This is a genomic window from Tardiphaga sp. P4_G1 (assembly GCF_056401215.1).
In genome coordinates this window covers 89,494-105,011 of the sequence record NZ_JBFUJU010000008.1, presented here as the reverse complement: position 1 = coordinate 105,011, position 15,518 = coordinate 89,494, and the positions used below count along the sequence as shown (strand labels likewise).

Sequence of the window (15,518 nt, the reverse complement as noted above, 5' to 3'; positions counted from 1 at the left end):
CGTCTCCGGCTCGCCGGGGACGACATTTTTAGTAGTTGAAGAAGGATCGATCCCCTGAAAGCGCGTACTGCCCGCATCTGGTCGCTGATCCACAAATGGACCAGCCTTGTCTCGACCGTCTTCCTGTTGCTGCTGTGCCTCACGGGCCTGCCGTTGATCTTTCATCATGAGATCGACGAGGCGCTCGGCTATGCGCCGAAGATGGATGTGCATGTGCCCGGCGCGGCGAAGCTCAGTCTCGATGCCATCGGCCGCGCGGCGATCGCGGATCATCCCGGCAGTGTGTTGCTCTATATGGCTTGGGATAAGGACGAGCCCGGCATGGTCTCGACCTTCACCAACACGTCGGTGACCTCCGATCCGCAGACCACGGTGGTGAAGGCATTCGATGCCTATACGGCGAAGCCGGTGGGTCTGCTCGGCACCGGCCCGATGCTGGTGATGTTGCGGCTACACACCGACATGTATCTCGGTCTCCCCGGCAAGTGGTTTATGGGTGTCATGGGTTTCCTCTTCATGATCGCCATCATCTCCGGCGTGGTGCTGTACTGGCCGTTCACCCGCCGGCTGAATTTCGCGGCGATCCGCAAACAGAAATCGCGCCGGGTGTTGTGGCTCGACTGGCACAATCTGCTCGGCGTGGTCACCATCGTCTGGGCGCTGGTGGTCGGCGGCACCGGCGTCATCAATGCCTATGCCGAAGTCATGCTCGGCATCTGGCAGCGTAATGAGCTGGCGGCCATGGCCGCACCCTATGCCGGCAAGCCGACACCGGCGCAGCTCGCCTCGCTGGACAAGGTCGTCGGCAATGCCATGAAGACGACGCCGGGCATGGATCCAGCCTTCATCGCATTCCCCGGCACGCCGTTCACATCGACGCATCACTTCGCCGTCTTTCTGCGCGGCGATACCCCGCTGACGTCGCGGCTGGTGAAGCCGGTGCTGCTCGATGGCGAGACCGGCGAGGTGTCCGACACCAGTGAGCTGCCGACCTATCTGAAAGCCGTGCTGGTCTCGCAGCCGCTGCATTTCGGCGACTATGGCGGCATGCCGCTGAAGATCATCTGGGCGCTGCTGACGGTCTTCACCATCATCGTGCTCGGCAGCGGGCTGTATTTGTGGGCGGTCAAGCGCAGCAAGGTCAGGCGCGGGGCGCGGCTGTCTGCCGGCGCGACGGCAGCAATCGGACGATCGTCATGAGCGAGGCGCCGCAGCACAGAGCGAGCTGGTGGCGCGTGTTCGGTGCGCCGATCGTCGTCGGCGTGTTGTCGCTGGCAGGCTTGCTGTCGGCGCTGCTGGCCGGCGATCCCGGTCGCTATTTTGCGTGGTTCGGCGTCGGGCTGCCGATCGCCATCGTAGTGTGGGCGTATGGCCGGAAGTGACGCGAGAAAGCAGGGCGGATGAGCGAGGCGTAATCTGCCACGTCTCCGGCATAGTAACGCCAATAACGGATTACGCCTTCGGCGAATCCGTTATTGGCCTATGAGGCTACCAGCGCCGATCCCAGTTATTGTTCCAGCCGTTGTTCCATCCATTGTCCCAACCGTCCTGCTGACCACGCATAGCGCGGCTGCCGCGGCGCTGGTCGCCGTAGGCCAGCATCGGGTTCTGCATACAGTCGCCGCGCTGGCCGCTCACGGTGGCCATGCACTGGTTATAGGAGGTGAACGTACAGCTCGGATTGAAGCCAGTGGCCGAGGTGCGCGAGCACCATGGATATTCGCGGGCCATGGAGGGCGTGGCGCCCATCACGACCAGAAGTGCAGCTGCTGCCAGGATTGAGCGCATGTCGATTCTCCCTTGAGGTCTGAAATCGATAATGCGCAGCTTACATGGCCGTTCCCGCCTGCGACAGCGCATCATGATCACAGCACCCTGCCGGGGCTTCAAACCGCGGTGATGCGCATCAGTCCGTCAGTGTGGCCGCCATCGCATCCAGCGCTGCCCGTGCGGCCTCCGGCGCAATCTCGATCTGCAGCCCGCGCTGGCCGCCATTGAGATAGACCGTATTTTCGGACAATGCCGCCTGTTCCATCGCGACGGGCACGCGCTTCTTCTGTCCGAACGGGCTGATACCGCCGACGTGATAGCCAGTCATGCGTTCGGCATCGGCCGGGCGCATCATCTTCGCGCTCTTGCCGCGAAAGGCCGCGGCCAGCTTCTTCATGCTGACCTCCTTGTCGGAGGGCACGACGACGCAAACCGGCTTGCCATCGACCTCGGCCATCAGCGTCTTCAGCATGCGCTGCGGCGCAATGCCAAGCGCCTCCGCTGCCTGCAGGCCGATGCTCTCCGCGTCGGGATCGTAATCGTAGGTGTGCAGAGTGAACGCGGCGCCGAGCTTGCTCAGCGTCTGCGTGGCACGGGTGGTTTTGGACATGTCAGACTCAAGGGAATTGGGACGCTCAAGCAGTGGTGAATTCAGACGACCTCGGACACGGGCTGCATGTCGATAGCAAAACTTTCGAGGAATTTTGAGGTCATGATGTAGAAGCCGACCGAGAGCTGCAATTCCACCAGCGCGCCCGGCGTCAGCTTGGCTGCGATCGCCTTGAAGGTCGCGTCGGTTGGGCGATGCAGCGCGACGATCTCATCGGTGAAGGCCAGCGCCGCCCGCTGCGTGTCGTCGAAACAAGTCGCGGCCTGCCAGTTCTCCAGCGCGGCGTTCTGCTCCTCGGTGACGCCCACATAGCCACCGATGCGCTTGTGCGCGGCGACTTCATAGGGCGCCTCGCAGAGAATGCCGGTGCGGGTGATGGCCAGTTCGCGGATGACGGGATCGAGCTCGCCCTTGTTGCGGATGGCGCCGCCGAGCCGGCAATATTGTTCGAGATAGCTGGGCGAATGCGCCATCATGCGGAAGATGTTGGCATTGCGGTTCTTGCCGAGGATCTCGCGGGTGCGTTCGCTGGCTGCGGCGGGATCGCTGTAGTCGATGCGGGCCATGGGTCCTCCCTTGAGATCGCCGTCGCGCCCTCCTGATGGGGCGCGTTCGGGCGAATGGCCGTGCCGTTGTAGCCGAGCAGGGATAGCTCTGCCAGATCGCGATCGTCAGGCCTGCGTGTCGTATTCAATATTGCAGGCGCTTGCGCATAGTGGTCAAAGGGGGGCCCGTCATTCTGGCGGGGCCATGCGCCGGTCTCGATTCAATGACAAAAAGAGAAGATCCAAGGAACGTTTCGAGCGACGTTGCACCTCGCAAGACAGGTATTCGACTATTCGTTCCCATCCTGGCGGGGGCACGGCTTGGCGAGCGCATGATCGCTTGCCTGGGTGCACTGCTGGGCATCGTGCTCACAGGGTTGATCTGCCGATCTGTATTGGGCGACAGCTCCAGCCTGCCGCTGATCGTGGCGCCGCTCGGCGCATCTGCTGTGCTCCTGTTTGCGGTTCCCACGAGTCCGCTGGCCCAGCCATGGGCGATCATCGGCGGTAACACCATCTCGGCTCTGATCGGTGTTGCTATCGCGCATCTCATTCCTGATCAGATTCTGGCGATCGGCTTCGGCGTATCGCTCGCCATCGCGGCGATGTCTTTTGCGCGCTGCCTGCATCCGCCCGGCGGCGCCACGGCGCTGACGGCGATCATTGGCGGGCCTGTCGTGACCGCGTCGGGATATCTGTTTCCATTCGTGCCCGTTGGCCTGAACTCGGTGCTTCTGGTCGGGCTCGGCTATCTGTTCCACAAGATCTCGCGGCGGACCTATCCTCACAGGGCGCCGGTGCCATCAGCAAATCCGCATCAGACGTCGGACATCAGCCCGGAGCTGCGGGTCGGCTTTCGCGCCGAGGATATCGACAAGGCGCTGGAAGCGCTCAGCGAGACTTTCGATATCAGCCCCGACGATCTCGAAACGCTGCTGCGGCAGGTCGAACTGCAAGCCATGTTGCGCTCGCACGGCACGATCCTGTGCGGAGACATCATGTCGCGCGATGTCGTCACGGTCGGATTGCGGGATAGTGCCGAACTGGCCCGCTCGCGGCTGCTCCTGCACAATGTCCGCACGCTTCCCGTCTTGGGCAAGCAGGGACAGCTCGTCGGAACGGTCGGCCTCCGCGAGCTGATGAAAGAATCGGGCGATGTCGGAAAATCCATGTCGCCTGCAGCGACGGCGACGATGCAGACGCCCGCGGTGACCTTGCTGCCGACGCTGACCGATGGACGAACACACGCCGTCATCATCGTCGATCAGGACCGCATGATTCAGGGGCTGATCACCCAGACCGATTTGCTCAGCGCCGTCGCGAAGCTTGTTCCTGTTGCCGTGTAGGCGATCGCGCACCTGCAAGTCCGCGGACGGAATGAAGCTGCAATTCGGTTGAACAATCTGTAGCTGGAGATATGGTTCTCGCGCAGCGTTAAAACTCACAGTGAGGCCGTCATGCGATCTTCACGAATTCCCGTTCTGAAGTTTGTGCTTGGCCTGGGCATATTCGCCGTTGCGTTTTGCAGTGCGGGCGTCATCGCAGAGGAGGGACGGGCTGTCTTGTGGCCGACCCAGGGCTGGCAGACATCCACGCCCGAAGAGCAGGGCATGGAGTCCGCGGCGCTCGCCAGGCTGGTTGAGTCCGGTGCTCGTCAAAGCATGGACAGCATTCTGATCGTGCGCCACGGCCAGATCGTACTGGATGCCTATTACGCACCGTACAGCGCGGACATGCCTCACGTGGTCAACTCCGTCACCAAGGCCGTGATCGGCACGCTGACGTCATTCGCCTTGAAGGATGGTCTGCTGACCGGCACCGATCAGCCGGTGCTGCCATTCTTTGGCGAGCGCAGCATCCTCAACCTCGATGATAGAAAGAAAGCCATCACGCTTCAAGGTCTGCTGGACATGACCTCCGGACTGACGTGGGAAGAAGGGCTCGGCGAAGGACCACCGCTGTCGGTGATCGACATGGAGCGAAGCCGGAACTGGATCGAGTTCATCCTCAACCGACAGATGGCCGCGACGCCCGGAGACGGCTTCAATTACAATAGCGGCAATCCGCATCTGCTGTCCGCGATCCTCACCAAAGTAACGGGGATGAGCGCGGAGGATTACGCCAAGGCGCGGCTGTTCGGCCCGCTGGGTATCACGGCATGGAAATGGCGTCGCGATCCGCAGGGCATCTCGACCGGCGGATACGGTCTGGCGCTGCACCCACGCGATATGGCGAAGTTCGGCTATCTCTACCTGCGCAATGGCGAGTGGGAGGGCAAACCGCTGGTGCCGCGGGACTGGATCGACAAGGTGAACCACGCCACGGTGGGCATGCACCTCTCATTTGCTCCGGCATGGCGTTATTCGAATTTCTTCTGGGCTCTTCCCGACAGCAACGTCTATTGGGCGAGTGGCTATCATTGTCAGTTGATCGTGGTCTATCCAGCGCTGGATCTCGTGGCGGTGACCACAGGCAGAAACGGCTGCGCCGTGACGAATCTCCTGCCGTCCATCGCGGCATCTATCAAATCCGAGACTGCAATACAGCCGGACACGGCCGGCACAGAATTACTGGCGAGCGCCCTCCGCGCCATATCGACAGAGAAGCCGTCAGAGGTCGGACCGACGCCGGAGATCGCATCGACGATCTCTGGCAAGACCTATGCGTTCGCCCGCAATCCGCTGGGCGTGAAATCGCTGACGCTGACACTGGTCGGCCCGAACCCGCATTATGATTTCGAACTCTACAGCCGCAATTCGGCACGGCCGCCCGAGATGATCAGCGGCCCCATCGGGCTCGACGGGCTGTATCGCAAGGGAAAGGACACGCCCTATGGGCCGCTTGCGGTGAAGGGACGGTGGCTGGATGATCGCGCGTTCGAAGTCGAACGCATCAATATCGGCGCGAGCGAACTGTCGCGGATATGGACGCTGTCATTCGATGGCGACAAGGTCAGTCTTCGCGGCAAGAACTATGAAGGTGTCGATGTCGCAATCGACGGACAGTCGGGCGGTTGATCGCCGAAAGGCACGGGAAGCTCGGACGCTTCCCGTGCGGTGTTGCGGCGTCAGGCCGGCATGATGCCTGGCGCCCGGCGCGGCCATTTGGCGATGACTTCCGGCGCCACGTTGAGGTGTTGCGCGACGAGATCCGGTGGCGTGTGCGTTAGCCAGTCGGACAGCGACACTTCCTCGTAATGCGCCGCGCGGAACACCTCGATGAATTGCAGGTCGGTGTCGCCAGTGTTCTCGATATAGTGGCCGAAGTTGCGTTTCACGTAGCCGACATCGCCCGGCGTGAAGTCGATGGTGGTGGCGTTCGGGCCGGAATTGAAGAGGGTCATCCGCGCGCGGCCCGCAAGATAATACTGCCACTCGTCGGCATTCGGGTGCCAGTGCATCTCGCGCATGCCGCCGGGCTTCACCGTCACCAGCGCCACCGCAATCGTCGCCGAAGCGGTGAAGTTGCTGGTATCGGCAATCCGGATCTCGCCGTTGCGTGTCGATTTGACCGGCTTGGACGATCCCAGCGAATAGGTGAACGGATAGAGCGCAACATCCGCATCGCGATAGGACGAGGCCTGATCGGCCGCGAGCGAACCGGGAACCGTGCCCTGGAAGATCCAGAGATTCTGCAGCGGGATTTTCGCGAAGCTTTCGACCGGCACGCCGAAATTCTTGGCCAGGATTTCCGGCGGCGTATGCGCGATCCAGTCCGACAGCAGCAGCGTATTGAACTCGTTGGCCTGGCCGTCATCGAAGCAGATCACGAATTCGCAGCCATCGGGGCCCAGGCCCTGCAACGAATGCGGCGCGCCGGAGGGGAAGTACCAGAGATCGCCCGCGCTGACGTCGGCGACATAAGGCCGGCCCTGATTGTCGAGCACGGTCACCCGGCACGACCCGTAAGTCATGATCGCCCATTCGCCGGCCTGGTGCCAATGCATCTCGCGGATGCCACCGGCGGTGAGCCGCATATTGACGCCGGAGATCGTGGTCGAGATAGCAAAGTCTGCTTGCGTCACCTGCCGTGCCCAGCCGCCATTCTGGATGCGCCGCGGCGCATTGTTGAACGTGGCCCAGGGCAGCGCCATGCCGCCGATATCGGTCGCCGGCGGCAATTGCGAGGATGGAAACTGGCCGGCGATGACGGGATTCTGCGGGCCGGGATCGCTCAGATTGTTCGGCCCCTTGGCGTTGATCGCGCCCTGCGGCGGCAGATCCGGATTGCCGAATGTCGCGGCCTGTGCCGATGCTGCGGCGGTCATCACGATGCCCGATGCTGTTGCGGCCATGAGATCTCTCCGTGAGAACATGGGACGTCCTCCTGTTGCGACGCAGATCTGCGTCATGATTGTCGGATCGATGAAAGCGTTGCGCGCCGGGTATCCCGACGCGCGCTGTCAGGGAAAAAGAAACAGCTCTACTTCTTGACGCCTGCGGCCGCGAGGATCAGGTCGGCGACTTCCTTCGGGTGCGACACCAGCGAGAGGTGGCCGGCATTGAGTTCGATCGTCGTCGCATTCATGCGCTTGGCGAGGAAACGCTCGAGATCTGGATTGATCGTCTTGTCCTCTTTCGACACCGCATAGAATGATGGCTTGTCATGCCACGCGGCTGCGGTGGTGCGGCCTGCGAAGATCGATGCGGCGGTCGAGCCCTGCACGGCATAGAGCACTTCGGCCTGCTTGCGCGGAACGCCATTGGCGAAATATTTCAGGAACGAGTCTTCGGAGAGCTGGGTGTAGCCATCATGGGTCTGGATGCCGGCACGCACTTCACCCGTCGGAAACTTTCCGGACAGCGCGACGAAGTCCTCATTGGCGTCCGGCGCGCGGGCCGCGACATAGACCAGCGCCGAGACCTTCGGGTCGGTGCCGACGTCGCTGATCACGGTGCCGCCCCAGGAATGCGCGACGAGGACGGTCGGCCCATCCTGCAAGGCGAGCGCGCGGCGGGTCGCGGCATTGGAGTCGTCCAGCGAGCTCAGCGGATTTTGCACGGCCGTCACATGGAGGCCTGCCTTCTGCAACAGCGGAATGACTCCGGCCCAGCTCGATCCGTCGGCCCAGGCGCCGTGCACCAGAACCACGTTCTTGGCTTTCACGGGCGCTGCGGTTGCAGCCTGCGCCATCGGCGCCGTCAGCAGACACATGGTCGCCATCAGCATCGCACGCAGCGTCATCTTGGAGAGGGAGTTCATCAGCATGATATCACCATTCGGTTGCCCGGCGATTGTTTCGGCCGGAGGGACAAGGGAAGCATGGATGTTGCACTTGACGAGTTCGCGCCGGTCAGCTCGAACGGGAGCGGATCGGCATGACATTATCTGGTCTATGGGATGGCAAGGCCGCGGTGAATCGGACGGTGGTGTGCAGCCGGCATACCTAGGTTTATGGCTACGAATACGCAGGGCCGGCGCCGACTGTTACGTCGGCGAACCCAGCGGTAACGGAATGGTGAGGGCTGCAGTATGATCGACTACGTCACCGTGGATGTGTTCACGGATACCCGCTTCGGCGGCAATCCGCTGGCGGTTATTCCCGATGCGCGCGGCATCGACGATGCGCTGCTGCAGAAGATAGCCACCGAGTTCAACTATTCGGAAACGACCTACGTGTTTCCCCCGGGTGATCCCGCGCATACCGCACGCGTTCGCATCTTCACGCCGACCAATGAGATTCCGTTCGCCGGTCATCCCAATGTCGGCACCGCCTTCGTGCTTGGCCGCCAGGGCAGGGCCTTCGGCAGGCCTGTCGGCGATCACATGGTGTTTGAAGAGAAGGCAGGCCTCGTCCATCTCGATCTGCTGCGCGATGGCGGGGAGGTCATCGGCGCCGGCTTTGTCGCGCCGCAATCCGTTCAGATCGGTGATGTCGTCGATGTGGTGACGCTGGCGGCCTGCATCTCGCTGCCGCCGGATGCGGTCGTGTCACACGCGCATCCGCCGCGCATCGTTTCCGTCGGCCTGCCTTTCGCTGTCGCTGAACTGTCGGGTCTCGATGCACTGGCCTCCGCGCGTCCGAATACATCTGCCTTTGAGGTAGCGGGAAAGACATGCTGGCACCGCGACGATCGCTTCTCGGCCTTCATCTATGTCCGCACCGGCGACGGCATCGATCATTTGCGCGCCCGCATGTTCGCGCCGCTCAGCAACGTGCCCGAAGATCCGGCCACCGGCAGCGCCTCGGCGGCGCTCGCGGCCTATCTCGTCACGCTCGACCCGCGCCGCGATGCAGTCTGTGGCATCACCATCGAGCAGGGCGTTGAGATGGGGCGCCGCAGCCTCATTGAGGTCGAGGTGCGGAAGCGTGATGGACATGTCGAGAGCGTTCGCATTTCTGGCCGTTGCGTGCCGGTGATGCAGGGCCGTATCGACCTGTAAGCTGAATCACGCCGCGTCCGGCAGATCTCCCACGCGCCACAGGGCCAGCGACTTGTCGGCATAGTCACCGCCGGCTTCCGTGCAGTCTTCGTTGATCACGGCTAAGGGAGCAGGAAACAGGAACGGTGCGTGCTGCAGATTGAGTACGCGCCAGTCACCGTCCTCGATATCGCGATTGGCTGATGCGTCGGGAAATGTCGTGGTCAGCAGCCAGTGGGTGCCGGAGCGTTTCAGATTGGCGATGGCGCGGTGGATGTTGGCGAATGACAGATGCACAAGGCAGTCGCGGCACAACACCAGATCGACAGCGGGCAGGGTATCGCTGACGAGATCGAGGCGGGCAAAATGGATATGGCCTGCATTGCCATGGTGCGCGGCATTGGCTGCCACGATATCCGCAACGATATCGGCGCCGAGATAGCGGATACCACCGAGGTCCATCTGCGCCATCCAGGTGAAATCGCCGCAGGGCAGATCGAGGATGGATTGCACCCGCGATCGTCGCAGCAATTGCGTGAGGTCGCGGCGGAGTGACGTTGTTGCGTCGAGTTCGGAGCCGAGGCCGGATTGCGATTTTTCAGCGCCCCACAGATTGGTGCGATAGATCAGCTCGAAACGCGTGGTGAGATCGAGCCCGTCGAATTCGCAGCGTCGCTCGGCGAAGCGAAGTTCGGCCAGAACCGGTGTGCGTCGCCTCGATCTGTCCATTCGTGTGCCCGCTGCAGCAACGGTAAATCAGAGTTCCACAGCCAGCTTCGATCTGAAGTTCACCGTTGTAAATGCTCGTTAAACACGCTCTGGAATCATTGTTCTTGTAATTCGGCTGAAATCATCTATATCGCAGTTATTCGAATATATGCTCTGGCTTGTTGACCGCGCCGTAATCGGCTCCATTCCCCAAGACATCGTTGAAATCGGATCGGGCTCACGCGATGTCGCGTAGGGCTCGCGCATTCGCACATCTTGGAGAATAGTTATGGCAGTCGGTACAGTTAAGTGGTTCAACGCGACCAAGGGTTTCGGTTTCATTCAGCCTGATGACGGCGGCCAGGATGTGTTCGTTCACATCAGTGCAGTCGAGCGCGCTGGATTGGGTTCGCTCAATGAAGGCCAGAAGGTTTCTTTCGAAGCCAAGGCTGACAAGATGCGCGGCAAGACCAGCGCGGAAGATCTCCGCGCGATCTAAGCTTGAAGGTCCTGAAATTTCCACGGATGTACTGGGATTTCTCGACCAACAAGTTTTGCGTCGCCTGATAGATTTTGAATGACTGAAGCCCGTCGGTGATCATCACCGGCGGGCTTCATGCTATACGCATGATCATACGCCCGATTTCAGCGTCCGATATGAGGATCGATCAAGATGATTGAACGTCTGGATACGCTCAAGGCGGCGCGTATGCGCATGATCGAGGAACGTGATGCGCACGCAAAAGTGCTGGCGGCGCCCTTCAATCGCGATAATGCGGAACGGGCTCGCATGAAGTTTGTCGAGATTCAGAACGTGGTCGACGCTATCGATCGCGCCATCACCGGTGAGCAACCCGTCCAGTAGCGCCGGCTCTAGCCGATCAGCGCGCGTAGTTCCGCGATCATCTTCGTCGTCTCGAACGGCTTGCCGAAGAAGCGGCTGTCGTCGGGCAGATCGTTCTTGGCGACCTGCAAATGGCCGGAAACGATCACGATCTTGATCGGTGGCCAGCGGTTGCGTACCGCGTGGGCCAGTTTCAACCCGTCCATGCTTCCAGGCATCTGTACGTCGGTGAACAGCAGAACGATGTCATCGCGCGTTTCCAGAATTCGCACCGCCTCGTCGGCATTGTTGGCCTCAATGGCGAAGAACCCGGCTTCCTCGACGATGTCGGCGGCGTGAATGCGGAGCAGAGGCTCGTCCTCGACGATGAGGACGGCGGGCCGCTGCATGTCACGTGCATTAAGTTCTTGGAGTGATGCCATCAAAATTGGTGTCACCTTTCGTCGGGCACCGAAGCCAGATCGCTCAATCTGGTTTCGAACCGACATGTGAGCCCTTCGGGCAAGAATTCGATTTTGACGGAACTGCCGAAGTCGGCAGACAGCGTACCTTCGATCAGTCGTGAGCCAAATCCACGTCGCGTCGGCGGCGCCACGACGGGGCCGCCGGATTCGCGCCACACGAAACCTAACGCCGGCCCGTCGCTGCCGGTGTGACAAGCCCAGTCGATAGTGATCGTTCCGTCCGGAACGGACAATGCACCATACTTTGTGGCATTGGTTGCGAGTTCATGCAGCGCGAGCGCCAGCGACAGCGCCTGCTTGGCCGTCAGTTCCACCTCGGGGCCCGAGACGCGAATGCGCTTTTCGCCCGTTCGATGCGGCGCGAGCGCGCCAGCGATCACCGTGGGCATCGACGCGCTGGTCCAGCTCGATTGCGTGAGGATGTCATGCGCCTGGTTGAGCGCGGCCAGACGCGCATCGAAGATCGTGCGCGCATCTTCCTTGGTCGCGGCAGTCCGGAACGTCTGACTGGCGATGGCGCCGACCATCGCCATGGTGTTCTTCATGCGGTGCTCGAGTTCGCGCGTCAACATTTGCTGTTGCGCTTCGGCGCGCTTCAGCTTGCCGATATCGCGAATGGTTCCAATGAAGCGACTGACTTCGTCGTTTTCGAATTCCGCACGGCCCTTGGCCGAGCACCAGCGCTCGATGCCGTCATCGAGGCCGATGGTGCGGTATTCGATGTCATAGGCCTGCGGTCCGTCCAGCTTCATGGCGTTCAGGCAGGCCTTCTCAGTGACGTCGCGATCGTCGGGATGAAGCCCTTGCAGGAAGACGTCGAACGAGATCGGCTTGCCGAAGGTGAGGCCGAACAATTCGTAGCAGCGCCGGTCCCATTGCAGCACGCCGGTACGCGGGTCGAGATCCCAGGTTCCAGTGTCGGCGGCGTCGAGTGCAAGTCGTAGCTGGCTTTCGCTTGCCTGCAGCGCCACATCCACGGCACGCGATGCAGTGATATCGCGCGACACCGAAAGCAGCTGATGCGGTTTCCCATCGGGGCCGGGAATGGCAGTGACGGTGACATCCCACCATTTCGGCGTGCCGGCCATCGTGGTGGCGAAACCCTGGAAGTGTCCGGTACGCCCAAGCTGAGCGGCTCTAACAGCCGCCTTGGCGTCGATATTGCCCTGATCCTGCCAGAAGTCCGGCCATGAGCGGCCCTCGATCGCGCCGAAATCCGTAACCTCCATGATGCGCTGGCCGCCCTCGGTCATGAAGATGAGGTTGCCGTCGAAATCGAGAACCTTGATGCAGTCGCCCGATGCTTCGAGCAAACTTCGCAAGAATGAATTGGCGTCCTGAATAGGTCCTAACGATTGATCCACGAATACCCCGGGAGCTGCGGCTCCGATCGCAAAAATACGCTGCAACGAAATACGGCCGCAAACAGATACGGTTGCGGATGTACGCTAACAGGTCTTCGAGCAAACGTGCCAGACCAGACCGGGTTCCGGCTCAATCGCGGCGATGCCGCGTGCGTCGATTTACGCTGAGGTCCATATAGCCTCCGCCGCGCTGCCGTCGTGCCAGAGCCACGCGCTGACCGCGCCGCTGCGGCCGCGGATCTGGACTTCGGTCGGGCCGCTCAGCGCCCCCGTCGCGCGCACCGCACAGTCCGCTCCGGCGGCGCGCAGCAGGTCGTCGCTCAGGGCCACCTTGGCGCCGTGGCTCGCGGCGACCTCCATGAGCCGGCTGGCGACATTGACGGTATCGCCGGTCGCGGTGATGTGCTGGTAGCTGGCGCCGCCGAGACGCGATGCGACGATATCGCCGAAATGTGCGCCGATCTTGAATCCGATCTGGCTGGCGATCTCAGGCGGAAGACCGGCGATCCATGTGCCGGTGCGCGTCGTCAGTTCGATACAGCAGCGCACGGCACGGGCGGCATCGTCATCGGCGACCACAGGCAATCCGAACAGGATCATCGCGCCGTCGCCCATGAAGGTTGTCACCACACCTCCATGGGCGAGGGTCACCTGATCGATCATGGCGTGGAAGGACTTCAGCAATTCGCGCACCGCATCTGCGTCGCGTGTCTCACTGAGTGCGGTGAAGCGCGAGATATCGATGAAGATGACGGCGGCATGCTGATGCACCGGCTGCAACAGATAGTCCGGATCCTTGATCAGCCAGTCGCGCAGGCCCGGCGCCTGGAACTGGCGCAGCAGATCGCTGCGGGCGGCGAAATGCTGCACGCTGCGCCGGCTGCTCCAGATCTGCAGCGCGCCGAACGCCATGGCCGGCGGCACAGCCGCGGCCAGCGGCAATGCAGCGCTCATCCAGATGCCATGGGCATAGGCGACGGTGTTGATCACGGCCCACAATGCGACGACGGCGACAATCGCAATGAGGCCGACGGCATTGCGCCGCCATGCGAGCAGGGCGATGCACAGCATCGCGAGGACGATCGCAAAGCCGGCATCGAACAGCCGTATGGAGGAGTTGCGTAGCAAGGTGTCCTTGGCGAGCAGATGCGTGATTGCGGTCGACACGACTTCGACGCCAGGCATCACCGGGTCGAACGGCGTGGAGAAGAAGTCACCGCCGCCGCTGACGGTGACGCCGATGGCGACGACGCGATCCTCGACATCGGCGCGGCGCAGTTTGCCCGCCAGAACCTCCGACGCGCTGATCGTCCGGATCGTGCCGCGCGGCCCATAGAACGACATCGGCAGCAAATGGCCGACATCGGTCGGGACATGGTTGCCGGCGAGGGAGAAATTATACTCGCCAATCTGGGCATCGTCGCGCGAGGCGGCGGATGCGACGCGTAGCGGCATCGACACCATCACGCGGTCGGCCGAGCGCATCAGCATCGGCATCGAGCGCGGCACGCCGCTGCTATCGGTGTTGAGATTGACCACGCCGACCGTGGCCTGATCGGCGAAGACTTTCAGCGGCAGCAGAAATCCCGACGCCACCGGCAGATCCGCAAGCGGCCCGGCCTCCTTGGTGGCCACGGTCTGCTTGGACTCGCTGAACAGCGCCGCCGCGGCGATGACGGTGTTGGTCTTGCCGAGCGCCTGCGCCAGTGCGGCATCGCTCTCTGCTGCGCTGGCATCGACCAGCAGCAGATCGAGAGCGAGCACTTTCGGTTTGTAGCGTGCGATCTCCTCGATGATCGTCGTCAGCGTGGCGCGGGGCAGCGGATAGCTGCCTTGTTCGCGCGCGACCCGGTCGTCGATGGCGATGATGGTGACGAGATCGGGTGGCTTCTTCACGCCGCGGATCTGGATGCGCAGGTCGGTCAGCGTCGCCTCTAACCTGTCGAGAAAGCCGACATCGCCGCGGTTATGTCCAAAGGCCAGCGCTGCCGCCCACACGCCCGCCAGGATCATGGCGAGCGGTGTCTGCAATCTGTTGGCCTTCATCATCGTTTGTATCCGGGCCGCTAACGTCCAAGCCTTGCCATCAGCGCGGTGACGCGCGGCGCCGGCCAGCGCTTGATGTCGAGTGGCGTCGCCGAGGTGTCGACATCGACGCCTTCACCGGGGCCGAGGGTTACGCTGCCGGGGCCGGTCACGCGCCTGACGCCGACACGACCGGTCTCGACGAAGACGGAGGTCTTGCTGCCCTCGGCGTCCACCGCCCATTTGGTGCCACGCACGGCGGCGATTGCTTGCGGTGTCATCACCTCGAAGGTTTTGCCGGCCTTCTGTTTGGGGGCCTCGATGAAAATGGCCTTGCTTTGCAGGTCGACGCCGTCGACACGGCCGTTGCGGTCGCGGTCGAGCAGCGTGAAACGCGCGCCGTTTTCAGCAATGATCGTCACGCCGCCGCAGTGCAGGGTTTGTGGGCCGCCGACCGGCTGGCTCGATGTACAGCCCGGGCCGGCCTGCTGCGCCGATGCAGCGCTGCCATACAGGCACGCCGCAGCGACGATGGCCGCCGCCAGCCTGATTGAATGGGTCATGTTGGTTACTCCTGAACGCCACATCGGTAAGGCGGGCGGCGGGCGATTCCGTTCAACGTCAGCGGGCGAGCGGCGCGATTAACGCTTGGAGGTACCCATATAGGGCGACGCAGCGGCACAACGAGGGCAGATCCAACCGGGATGGCCGATCTCACGACCATGTGAGATTGAGAGGCATTCTCAGTAATCGGGCCGCGAGCGCTGCCGCAATCTCGCCACAACGCTCCGGATTTTCAGGGGATATCAAAGGTTTGCATGAGGC

Annotated in this window: 17 protein-coding genes; 7 read left to right on the top strand and 10 right to left on the bottom strand. The window is 62.2% G+C overall.

The window, feature by feature from the left end; translation table 11 throughout:
- Window positions 1-45 precede the first annotated feature (45 nt).
- Together AC1DUY_RS19875 and AC1DUY_RS19870 are read left to right on the top strand one after the other, a co-directional pair.
- Window positions 46-1,200 (top strand): PepSY-associated TM helix domain-containing protein, encoded by a 1,155-nt coding sequence (locus AC1DUY_RS19875; RefSeq protein WP_478116803.1) that lies wholly within the window; start codon window positions 46-48, stop codon window positions 1,198-1,200.
- Complete coding sequence (locus tag AC1DUY_RS19870; protein ID WP_478116453.1) at window positions 1,197-1,382, top strand: hypothetical protein; 186 nt, start codon at window positions 1,197-1,199, stop codon at window positions 1,380-1,382. Before AC1DUY_RS19875 ends, AC1DUY_RS19870 begins: the two co-directional genes overlap by 4 nt.
- A 106-nt stretch (window positions 1,383-1,488) precedes the next feature.
- On the opposite strand, the gene AC1DUY_RS19865 is transcribed toward AC1DUY_RS19870, so the two are convergent.
- The 3 genes from AC1DUY_RS19865 to AC1DUY_RS19855 all read right to left on the bottom strand — a co-directional run bounded on the left by AC1DUY_RS19865 (window position 1,489) and on the right by AC1DUY_RS19855 (window position 2,946).
- Entirely contained in the window at window positions 1,489-1,788 is a 300-nt protein-coding gene (locus AC1DUY_RS19865; protein WP_315840895.1) for a DUF3551 domain-containing protein, read from the bottom strand.
- A gap of 118 nt (window positions 1,789-1,906) precedes the next feature.
- Window positions 1,907-2,380, bottom strand: coding sequence for a Cys-tRNA(Pro) deacylase (gene ybaK, locus AC1DUY_RS19860; RefSeq protein WP_478116451.1), 474 nt, complete (start codon window positions 2,378-2,380; stop codon window positions 1,907-1,909).
- Window positions 2,381-2,421: 41 nt separating this feature from the next.
- Window positions 2,422-2,946, bottom strand: coding sequence for a carboxymuconolactone decarboxylase family protein (locus tag AC1DUY_RS19855; RefSeq protein ID WP_478116449.1), 525 nt, complete (start codon window positions 2,944-2,946; stop codon window positions 2,422-2,424).
- A gap of 203 nt (window positions 2,947-3,149) precedes the next feature.
- Between AC1DUY_RS19855 and AC1DUY_RS19850 the strand changes: the two genes are divergently transcribed.
- Both AC1DUY_RS19850 and AC1DUY_RS19845 read left to right on the top strand, forming a co-directional pair.
- Entirely contained in the window at window positions 3,150-4,271 is a 1,122-nt protein-coding gene (locus AC1DUY_RS19850; RefSeq protein ID WP_478116447.1) for an HPP family protein, read from the top strand.
- 111 nt (window positions 4,272-4,382) lie between these two features.
- Window positions 4,383-5,942 (top strand): serine hydrolase domain-containing protein, encoded by a 1,560-nt coding sequence (locus AC1DUY_RS19845; RefSeq protein ID WP_478116445.1) that lies wholly within the window; start codon window positions 4,383-4,385, stop codon window positions 5,940-5,942.
- 50 nt (window positions 5,943-5,992) lie between these two features.
- Here AC1DUY_RS19845 and AC1DUY_RS19840 read toward each other — a convergent pair whose 3' ends face one another.
- Both AC1DUY_RS19840 and AC1DUY_RS19835 read right to left on the bottom strand, forming a co-directional pair.
- Window positions 5,993-7,240: a cupin domain-containing protein gene (locus tag AC1DUY_RS19840; RefSeq protein WP_478116443.1), complete on the bottom strand. Its 1,248-nt coding sequence runs from the start codon at window positions 7,238-7,240 to the stop codon at window positions 5,993-5,995.
- Window positions 7,241-7,347: 107 nt separating this feature from the next.
- Window positions 7,348-8,109, bottom strand: coding sequence for an alpha/beta fold hydrolase (locus tag AC1DUY_RS19835; RefSeq protein WP_439062716.1), 762 nt, complete (start codon window positions 8,107-8,109; stop codon window positions 7,348-7,350).
- A gap of 288 nt (window positions 8,110-8,397) precedes the next feature.
- On the opposite strand from AC1DUY_RS19835, the gene AC1DUY_RS19830 reads away from it, so the two are divergent.
- Window positions 8,398-9,309, top strand: coding sequence for a PhzF family phenazine biosynthesis protein (locus tag AC1DUY_RS19830; protein WP_478116441.1), 912 nt, complete (start codon window positions 8,398-8,400; stop codon window positions 9,307-9,309).
- A gap of 6 nt (window positions 9,310-9,315) precedes the next feature.
- Here AC1DUY_RS19830 and AC1DUY_RS19825 read toward each other — a convergent pair whose 3' ends face one another.
- On the bottom strand, window positions 9,316-10,017 hold the full coding sequence (locus tag AC1DUY_RS19825; protein WP_478116439.1) for a class I SAM-dependent methyltransferase: 702 nt from the start codon (window positions 10,015-10,017) through the stop codon (window positions 9,316-9,318).
- A gap of 268 nt (window positions 10,018-10,285) precedes the next feature.
- Between AC1DUY_RS19825 and AC1DUY_RS19820 the strand changes: the two genes are divergently transcribed.
- Both AC1DUY_RS19820 and AC1DUY_RS19815 read left to right on the top strand, forming a co-directional pair.
- Window positions 10,286-10,495 carry a cold-shock protein gene (locus AC1DUY_RS19820; RefSeq protein ID WP_068731259.1) on the top strand — a complete coding sequence of 70 codons (210 nt, stop codon included), beginning with the start codon at window positions 10,286-10,288 and terminating at the stop codon, window positions 10,493-10,495.
- 174 nt (window positions 10,496-10,669) lie between these two features.
- Window positions 10,670-10,861, top strand: coding sequence for a hypothetical protein (locus AC1DUY_RS19815; RefSeq protein WP_175367555.1), 192 nt, complete (start codon window positions 10,670-10,672; stop codon window positions 10,859-10,861).
- 8 nt (window positions 10,862-10,869) lie between these two features.
- Here the strand turns inward: AC1DUY_RS19815 and AC1DUY_RS19810 are convergent, their stop codons facing one another.
- The 4 genes from AC1DUY_RS19810 to AC1DUY_RS19795 all read right to left on the bottom strand — a co-directional run bounded on the left by AC1DUY_RS19810 (window position 10,870) and on the right by AC1DUY_RS19795 (window position 15,256).
- On the bottom strand, window positions 10,870-11,262 hold the full coding sequence (locus AC1DUY_RS19810) for a response regulator (RefSeq protein ID WP_231077883.1): 393 nt from the start codon (window positions 11,260-11,262) through the stop codon (window positions 10,870-10,872).
- A gap of 11 nt (window positions 11,263-11,273) precedes the next feature.
- On the bottom strand, window positions 11,274-12,626 hold the full coding sequence (locus AC1DUY_RS19805) for an HWE histidine kinase domain-containing protein (protein ID WP_478116436.1): 1,353 nt from the start codon (window positions 12,624-12,626) through the stop codon (window positions 11,274-11,276).
- 201 nt (window positions 12,627-12,827) lie between these two features.
- Window positions 12,828-14,717 (bottom strand): CHASE2 domain-containing protein, encoded by a 1,890-nt coding sequence (locus tag AC1DUY_RS19800; protein WP_478116434.1) that lies wholly within the window; start codon window positions 14,715-14,717, stop codon window positions 12,828-12,830.
- Window positions 14,718-14,734: 17 nt separating this feature from the next.
- Entirely contained in the window at window positions 14,735-15,256 is a 522-nt protein-coding gene (locus tag AC1DUY_RS19795; protein WP_478116432.1) for a FecR domain-containing protein, read from the bottom strand.
- Between the last annotated feature and the right edge of the window lie 262 nt (window positions 15,257-15,518).

What these genes read in the sequence shown, in the direction of transcription:
- ybaK (WP_478116451.1), bottom strand. Translation starts at nt 2,380, where the DNA reads ATGTCCAAAACCACCCGTGCCACGCAGACGCTGAGCAAGCTCGGCGCC.
- AC1DUY_RS19835 (WP_439062716.1), bottom strand. Translation starts at nt 8,109, where the DNA reads ATGACGCTGCGTGCGATGCTGATGGCGACCATGTGTCTGCTGACGGCG.
- AC1DUY_RS19800 (WP_478116434.1), bottom strand. Translation starts at nt 14,717, where the DNA reads ATGATGAAGGCCAACAGATTGCAGACACCGCTCGCCATGATCCTGGCG.
- AC1DUY_RS19850 (WP_478116447.1), top strand. Translation starts at nt 3,150, where the DNA reads ATGACAAAAAGAGAAGATCCAAGGAACGTTTCGAGCGACGTTGCACCT.
- AC1DUY_RS19865 (WP_315840895.1), bottom strand. Translation starts at nt 1,788, where the DNA reads ATGCGCTCAATCCTGGCAGCAGCTGCACTTCTGGTCGTGATGGGCGCC.
- AC1DUY_RS19820 (WP_068731259.1), top strand. Translation starts at nt 10,286, where the DNA reads ATGGCAGTCGGTACAGTTAAGTGGTTCAACGCGACCAAGGGTTTCGGT.
- AC1DUY_RS19815 (WP_175367555.1), top strand. Translation starts at nt 10,670, where the DNA reads ATGATTGAACGTCTGGATACGCTCAAGGCGGCGCGTATGCGCATGATC.
- AC1DUY_RS19825 (WP_478116439.1), bottom strand. Translation starts at nt 10,017, where the DNA reads ATGGACAGATCGAGGCGACGCACACCGGTTCTGGCCGAACTTCGCTTC.
- AC1DUY_RS19830 (WP_478116441.1), top strand. Translation starts at nt 8,398, where the DNA reads ATGATCGACTACGTCACCGTGGATGTGTTCACGGATACCCGCTTCGGC.
- AC1DUY_RS19845 (WP_478116445.1), top strand. Translation starts at nt 4,383, where the DNA reads ATGCGATCTTCACGAATTCCCGTTCTGAAGTTTGTGCTTGGCCTGGGC.
- AC1DUY_RS19795 (WP_478116432.1), bottom strand. Translation starts at nt 15,256, where the DNA reads ATGACCCATTCAATCAGGCTGGCGGCGGCCATCGTCGCTGCGGCGTGC.
- AC1DUY_RS19855 (WP_478116449.1), bottom strand. Translation starts at nt 2,946, where the DNA reads ATGGCCCGCATCGACTACAGCGATCCCGCCGCAGCCAGCGAACGCACC.
- AC1DUY_RS19840 (WP_478116443.1), bottom strand. Translation starts at nt 7,240, where the DNA reads ATGTTCTCACGGAGAGATCTCATGGCCGCAACAGCATCGGGCATCGTG.
- AC1DUY_RS19870 (WP_478116453.1), top strand. Translation starts at nt 1,197, where the DNA reads ATGAGCGAGGCGCCGCAGCACAGAGCGAGCTGGTGGCGCGTGTTCGGT.
- AC1DUY_RS19810 (WP_231077883.1), bottom strand. Translation starts at nt 11,262, where the DNA reads ATGGCATCACTCCAAGAACTTAATGCACGTGACATGCAGCGGCCCGCC.